At 64.0% G+C, this 4,994-nt stretch carries 8 protein-coding genes; 2 read left to right on the top strand and 6 right to left on the bottom strand.

Annotated features, from left to right (window positions below):
* Positions 1–463: 463 nt before the first annotated feature.
* Positions 464–682: a hypothetical protein gene (locus QZV84_RS02180; RefSeq protein ID WP_292824636.1), complete on the bottom strand. Its 219-nt coding sequence runs from the start codon at positions 680–682 to the stop codon at positions 464–466.
* 494 nt (positions 683–1,176) lie between these two features.
* On the opposite strand from QZV84_RS02180, the gene QZV84_RS02175 reads away from it, so the two are divergent.
* On the top strand, positions 1,177–1,656 hold the full coding sequence (locus QZV84_RS02175) for a GNAT family N-acetyltransferase (protein WP_292824634.1): 480 nt from the start codon (positions 1,177–1,179) through the stop codon (positions 1,654–1,656).
* A gap of 51 nt (positions 1,657–1,707) precedes the next feature.
* On the opposite strand, the gene QZV84_RS02170 is transcribed toward QZV84_RS02175, so the two are convergent.
* From QZV84_RS02170 to QZV84_RS02150, 5 genes are all read right to left on the bottom strand, one after another.
* Positions 1,708–2,379 (bottom strand): DUF6226 family protein, encoded by a 672-nt coding sequence (locus QZV84_RS02170; RefSeq protein WP_292824633.1) that lies wholly within the window; start codon positions 2,377–2,379, stop codon positions 1,708–1,710.
* A gap of 418 nt (positions 2,380–2,797) precedes the next feature.
* Positions 2,798–3,394, bottom strand: coding sequence for a recombinase family protein (locus tag QZV84_RS02165; RefSeq protein ID WP_292824647.1), 597 nt, complete (start codon positions 3,392–3,394; stop codon positions 2,798–2,800).
* Between the two features lie 116 nt (positions 3,395–3,510).
* Positions 3,511–3,750 carry a toxin gene (locus tag QZV84_RS02160; protein ID WP_292824631.1) on the bottom strand — a complete coding sequence of 80 codons (240 nt, stop codon included), beginning with the start codon at positions 3,748–3,750 and terminating at the stop codon, positions 3,511–3,513.
* The gene (locus QZV84_RS02155) at positions 3,747–4,010 is read right to left on the bottom strand and encodes a ribbon-helix-helix protein, CopG family (protein WP_292824629.1); all 264 of its coding nucleotides are present in this window, start codon (positions 4,008–4,010) and stop codon (positions 3,747–3,749) included. Before QZV84_RS02155 ends, QZV84_RS02160 begins: the two co-directional genes overlap by 4 nt.
* A gap of 77 nt (positions 4,011–4,087) precedes the next feature.
* Positions 4,088–4,276 (bottom strand): hypothetical protein, encoded by a 189-nt coding sequence (locus QZV84_RS02150; RefSeq protein WP_292824627.1) that lies wholly within the window; start codon positions 4,274–4,276, stop codon positions 4,088–4,090.
* 253 nt (positions 4,277–4,529) lie between these two features.
* Between QZV84_RS02150 and QZV84_RS02145 the strand changes: the two genes are divergently transcribed.
* The gene (locus QZV84_RS02145; protein ID WP_292824625.1) at positions 4,530–4,874 is read left to right on the top strand and encodes an Arm DNA-binding domain-containing protein; all 345 of its coding nucleotides are present in this window, start codon (positions 4,530–4,532) and stop codon (positions 4,872–4,874) included.
* Positions 4,875–4,994 lie beyond the last annotated feature (120 nt).

Raw genomic sequence — 4,994 nt, 5'->3', positions numbered from 1 at the left:
GGGGCCGGACTGGATCAACGTGTCGGGGCCAGCCCAGGCACTGGCCATCGCCCTCGCCGAAGCCGTGGTCGCCGGACGCGGCTGACCCCGCGCGCTTTCGACCGGATGCCGCTTCGCGCGGCACCGGGCCCTCACCGACCGGCTTCCCCGTCTGACCACGTCGTGCTGTGGTCCACGGACTGATCGGCCTCCCGCATAGGCTCGATGCCCGGCCGCGTCGAACGTCGTCCACTCCGGCGTCCGCATTTCGTTGTGGGTACGCGTCCTGCTGGTGGCGTGTTTCGGGGCACTCAGCATCATCATGACGGCCGCCGCATTCCGCCCCGGCGGCGATGACTCCGTCGCGCCGGCCGCCTCTTCGGGGTCGGCGCGGCGATCGCTCTTGTCCTGATGATTTCAAGCGCTGTCGCCGCGACGTCGATCCGTGTCGAGGCGGATGCCGCGACCATTCGGTTCTGGATCGCTATTCGGCGACGTAGCCGGTGGCCGGATCAATCGCCAGGAGGAATGATCGCGCCTGAGCGCGAGCCTCTTCCTCGGTTGGCGGTGCGCCATCTGATCGACCCGTCGCGAACCCGTAACCCGCGTTCGGTCCGCTAAGCCAGGAGAACTGCATGGAGCCTTCCTGGTTACGCACGTCGAACGTCTCGCCATCAACAACGATCTGGAACAGTTCTGCCACCGGCTGATGATACCTCGAGCCTCGGACGCCCTCGCGATGAAGGATCCGCCTGCGGGACCCGACCTACGATCGCTCTGAGGATGAGCTGATGGCTCGAAACCCCACGATGGCCGAAGTGAGTGCCGTCACCAGTAGCAGGATGCCGGCACCCCAGCACAGGGCGGCGAACTGTGAGGGAAGCACGATCGCAAGCATGAATGCAGCTGCGGCGGGGAAAGCTGAGATCACCGCAATGCTTCGAGCCGTCAGTGCCTTTCGCATGCCGCCTCCTCCGGGTTTCTGCCGATGGACGATTTCGATCGGACGGATTGTGATGCACCGACTATGGGCGTTCAACAGCTGCTATCACTGAACCTAATCGCGGCAACCCCCAACACCAACGATGCGAGGTAAGCAAACCTCCCGCGACCGGATCCACATACGGAACATCTCACATCCCGAGCGCGGTAGCAGGGAGGAACGAGTCCGAGACCAGCTCGACCGGAACGTCTTGCATGCTCGGCGGGGTGGAGGATGGCTGCATGCTACGAGCACGTGAACGGAATCGAGAGGACCTCTCCACCGTGACGGGCTGGATCCCCGACGCCGACGCCCTCAACCTCTTTACCGGCCCCCGGTTGCAGTGGCCACTCACCGCGGAGCAACTGATCGACATGGAACTGCTCGACGGATTCTCCGCCTGGATCGCTGTAGACGAGGAGTTGACTGCTGTCGGGCACTTCGACCTCACCCTCGACCATCGCACCGCCCGCCTGGGTCGCGTCATCATCGATCCGGAGAAGCGCGGCCGCGGTCTCGCACACGCCCTGATCCACCTCGCCATCGCACGAGCGCGAGAACTCGATGCCGACGAGATCCAACTGAACGTCATCGCGGGCAACGGCCCTGCGTCACGCACCTACGAGCGCGCCGGCTTCACGCGGCACCCCACACCCCTACGGCCCGGCGTGGAAAGAATGTTTCTCGCGCTCTGAGCTCCGCACTGGCCCGCACGACCATCGGCCTACGGTCTCAGGCCGTGTTGATCACGATGTTGAAGCCGACCTGGGCCACTCGGACCATCCTGCGGGGAGCTTCCGGAGGATCGACTCTGCGGCGTTGAAACGCTCAAGCGACAGGCCTTGCTCGCGGGATCCTGCTGAGGTCGCGCCGTCGGTAAGAGTGAACGAGTATCCCACCCAGGGATCGAGTCCTCGCCGCTCGATGGTCTCGCGATAGTGCCCGGCGGCGATCGCGAGCACTTGCCGCTCAAGGTCGTCCGCCTCGGCCTGCCAGTTCGAGTCGCAGGCGTCGCAACCACAGACCGGGTAATGGAAGTCGTTGAGGAGTCCCGCATGCATGTAGACCCCCGGGTAGGCAGTGAAGACCAGCGTCAGGCACGCGCACGCCGCATCACTCGGCCGCATCCGCACGGCGCGCACCACGTCGTGAAAGGCCGGGTGAAGCAGATCCGCCGCCATCTCCTCACCTTCCTCGACCGCAACGTCGTAGGTATCACGGAGATGGGCGATGAGGGCGTCGGCGACGGTGTGCACCGGCGCGAACCGCTCCGGGTGCGTGTCCACGGAGTAGGTATCCTCCGGCGGTGACCCGCTCCAACGGTTGCCGTAGTCGATGACCTGACCGTTGGCGTCACGGAACACCGGCGCATCGATCGAAGGACGCGTGTAGGAACTCACCTCGCTATCCTGCAGCATTGCGTTACCGGGCTAGGCCGCGCGCGACCTGATCGTCGCGCAGCGGGATCCACCTGAGGGGCGCACCGCGCGCCTCCACCATGGGGTGGTCTGGCCGAGAATCACTCCCGGGCCTAGAGGAGTGCGACTCCGACCGAATCGACACGTGCGTCCTGCACGGGATCTGCCGAGACAAGCTGACCCGACACGTCGTCGCCGTCACGGGACACATGACCTCCTGATCATGAACTCTTACCTTCTACATGTCCGGACCGCAACATAAACGGACATCGCGCCGCAACCTCGAAGTTCGGAGTCACGCAGAATCGGTCGTCCAGCGGGGAGCGAGATGTCCCGAAACCGCGGGTGCTGATCGCAACTGGAGTGTCAGTCCCACTCAGGGATCCGCATACGCGACCCCGGTCGTAGCGTCACCCGGCTAAGGACGGCCGCTCCTCGCAGTGCGGTTCTGTCGCTCGATGGTCCTATAGATCGTGGAGCGGGCAACGTTGAACAGTTCGGCGAGCTCGGTCGTTGAGTGAGTGCCGGCGCTTTGCAGTTCCATCAAGTGACGTTGCTGAGGCATGGACAGTTTCGGCTGCTTCCCGCGAAGCCGCCCCTTGGCCTTTGCTACCTGCATCCCCTCGCGCGTTCGAGCTCGGATCAGATCAGACTCGAATTCTGCGACCATCGCAAGAACGTTGAAGAGCAGTCTGCCCACCGGATCGAGTGGATCGTGCACCGAGCCGCCGATGCTGAGTTTGACGTGCTTGGCCGTCAGTTCGTCGACGATGTCTTTGACATCGCGAAGCGAACGAGCCAGCCGATCCAGCTTCGCCACGACGAGCGTGTCGCCGTTTCGGCAGGCAGCCAGTGCTTCACGAAGGCCGGGGCGTGACCGGTTGGTGCCGGTCAGCCCATGGTCGGTGAAGATGTAGGCGGGGTCGACCCCAAGGCGCTCGAGGGCGATTCGTTGGGCGGTCAGATCTTGTTCATATGTGGAGACGCGAGCGTATCCGATCAGTAGTTCATTCATGCCCGAACACTTCTCCTGCGCAGCCAGGCCGACCAGAGGCTGTGACATCAGCACAACCGCAGACCGGCGGAGGAGTCAGCACGTGATCGTCGGCGATCACGAACACGCCGAAGTGTCTACGGCAAGAGGTCGAGCATCTGAGGTCGCGCTTTCATCGCATGGATGACGAGTTCGTTGCCGCTGTCGAAGATCAGTACCACGCTCTCCAGCAAGCGTCCCTGCGTGTCGAACCCGAGGCGAAGCTGACGCGCAGGCGAGTCGTCGTCGAGGTCCTCGATCCATAGCGGCCAAGCGGCGGCCCGCATGATGTCCTCGGGATCGATGCCGTGCTTGAGTGCGGTGTCGTGAATCCTCACGCCGCGTACGCGGCGATCGCTTCACGGATCAGCTCAGAGCGCGACTTGTGCTCCCGTGCGGCGCGGGCATCAAGAGCGGCGAGCTCATCGGCTGTCAGACGAAGGGCGACCACCTGGGCTGGCTCCGCTCCGCGGCCGGGCCGCCCACGTCCTCGCCGCTTGAGAGCGTCAACGTCATAACCGACTTCAGCCTCCGTCGCCCACGCCGAGATCTGCTCCTCGGTAACAGGGACACCGTTGATCGTCTCTTCGCCACCCACGCGATAATCGTATTACGAAACGCGACGGGCGTCTACAACTCGATGAGGCGCCCGCAGGGCTCGTCATCTGACGTGGCTCAGGCCTCTGGATGCCCGCTGCGGTCCTCGAGGTCGGGCTCGGCGCGCAGCACGTCGGCGATCTCCTCCTCCGGCCGCGGCGGGATGTTCTTGTCAGCCTCGAGCTCAGGAACACTCGGCTCATCCGCAGCCGGGATGTGGTGGTCAGGAATGTTCTCGTAGGACACGGCGAATCCTTCGGTCGGCATCACCGACAGCGTATGCCGATCGGCCGACGGGACGATTTCATGCTCGACGGATTCGTTGTCCGTCATCAGTGCCCGAAGCACAATGCCCGCCACACCCGAGCTCCTCTCGAGCGAGGGTTGAGTGCGGACCGTCCGACGAGGAAGATCCTTCCTTAGGTGCAGTTGCCGACAGTTTTCCACATGACGCGCACGGGGCACCACCGAATCGGACGATGGCGGCCCGGTCCGGGCTGCCCTTGCCGCGAGGTTAACCATGGGAAGCATCACTGCCTACGAGATCGGGTCCGGCATACGGTATCGCGTGCGTTGGCGCGATGATCAGCAGAAGCAGGTCGAGAAGAAGGGCTTTCGCACCAAGCGGGAGGCCGAGCTCTACCTGGCACACACCGCTGTCTCGAGATCGAACGGTTCATACACCGACCCCGGTGAAGCTCGTATCACCGTGGGGGCGCTCGGCGTCGATTGGCTGCGGAACAAGAAGCACGCGCTCAAAGCGTCATCGTTCAGCGACTCTGCAGTGGCAAACCGGCCGACGATCTCGTCTTCACCGACTTGGAGGGCAAGCACCTGCGGCGCGCGAAGACCCAGCAGGGAATGAACTCATGGTTCACGACCGCCCTGAGCATCGCGGACATCGAGCGTCTGACGCCCCATGATCTGCGCCTCTCTGCGCTGAGCAGCGCGCGAACATCGCCATCGGGAACCCTCATCGCACAGC

Origin of the sequence: Microbacterium sp. (genome assembly GCF_011620715.1) — a bacterium.
Classification (GTDB): domain Bacteria; phylum Actinomycetota; class Actinomycetes; order Actinomycetales; family Microbacteriaceae; genus Microbacterium.
Note: the sequence above shows the minus strand (reverse complement) of the source record. Positions and strands in the feature narration are given on the sequence as shown.